Source organism: Mesorhizobium sp. M7A.F.Ca.ET.027.03.2.1 (assembly GCF_003999175.1).
GTDB lineage: Bacteria > Pseudomonadota > Alphaproteobacteria > Rhizobiales > Rhizobiaceae > Mesorhizobium.
Window position 1 is genome coordinate 1 of sequence record NZ_RZOM01001362.1, and the last position, 1307, is coordinate 1307.

Sequence of the window (1307 nt, forward strand, 5' to 3'; positions counted from 1 at the left end):
TCCCAGCACCTCGCCAAGTTGCGGGCGCTCGACCTAGTCGAGACCCGCCGCGACCGGCAGATGATCTACTACTCCTGCAAATCCGACGCCGTGCGAGAACTGCTTGTCATGCTGGACGGCATTTTCGGCAGCGGCAAGGATGATCTGTCCCAGATGGCGCACCGTTTGCGCCGTGCTGGAACCTGACCACATAGCGCCGATCTCGCCGGCGATTTCAGAGCGACATGCGCCCATCCGGGGCGTACAGAGCTGGCTGACTGTCCCGAATCGTCGCATCGTGCTTTCCAAACAAGGTTAGCGCCGGGAAGCGGTCCGGATTTTCGGGCCGATGCGACGGTCGCGAGGAATGCATGGATCCCATTCGCATCGACGACCCGCAAGATCCGCGCGTCGCTGCCTATCTCGACATTCGCGAGCGTGACCTCGCCGGCCGGCAAGGCCGCTTCGTCGCCGAAGGCAAGGTGGTGCTCGACCTGCTGCTCTCGACCGGGCGCTTTGCCGCCGAATCGATCCTGGTCCTGGAAAACCGGCTGGCAGGTCTCGACAACATCCTGAGCAAGGCGCCCGCCGACCTCCCGGTCTATGTCGCCACCAGCGCGGTGATGGACGCTATCGCCGGATTTCATATGCATCGCGGCATCCTGGCCATTGGCCGCAAGGGAGAGCCGCAGCCGGCCGAAGACCTGCTCGACGGCTTGCCGCCTCGGGCGCTGGTCGTGGTGCTCGTCGGCATCGCCAACCATGACAATGTGGGCTCGATCTTCCGCAATGCCGCCGCCTTTGGCGCTGACGCGGTTCTGCTGGATGCGACATGCTGCGACCCGCTCTATCGCAAGGCGATCCGCGTTTCGGTCGGCGCCGCGCTCAAGATCCCCTTCGCATCGTTCTCCGACACCGCCGGCTTCACAACGATGCTCGCCCGACGTGGCTTCGAACAATTCGCGCTGTCGCCACGCGGGAAGACCGACATCCGCGATGCGCAGCGCAGCAAGCGCCTGGCGCTCTATCTCGGCACCGAGGGCGAAGGCTTGCCGGGCAACCTGCTCGCAAGCCTGCGCAACGTGCGGATCACCATGGCGGAAGGCTTCGACAGCCTGAATGTCGCCGCGGCTTCAGCCATTGCGCTGCATCATTTTTCGGCCAGAGCAATTCCAGGAAAAGTGTGAAGCGGTTTTCCGTCCAGAATTGCGTCAAAGCAAAGAGTTAGGGCATTTCGCCGTTTCCGTGAAACGGTGAAATGCTCTAAGGAGGCCTGATTCAGCTTGTCGCGTCAGCCTTCTGCAGCGCGCGCACGCGGTCGGCAAGAC

Annotated in this window: 1 protein-coding gene and 1 pseudogene; both read left to right on the forward strand. The window is 63.1% G+C overall.

Features of this window, described 5'->3' with window-relative positions; genetic code table 11:
- Positions 1-186: pseudogene (locus tag EN750_RS34670) on the forward strand (helix-turn-helix transcriptional regulator); the annotation flags it as partial.
- Positions 187-350: 164 nt separating this feature from the next.
- On the forward strand, positions 351-1166 hold the full coding sequence (locus EN750_RS34675) for an RNA methyltransferase (RefSeq protein WP_127326743.1): 816 nt from the start codon (positions 351-353) through the stop codon (positions 1164-1166).
- Positions 1167-1307: the final 141 nt, after the last annotated feature.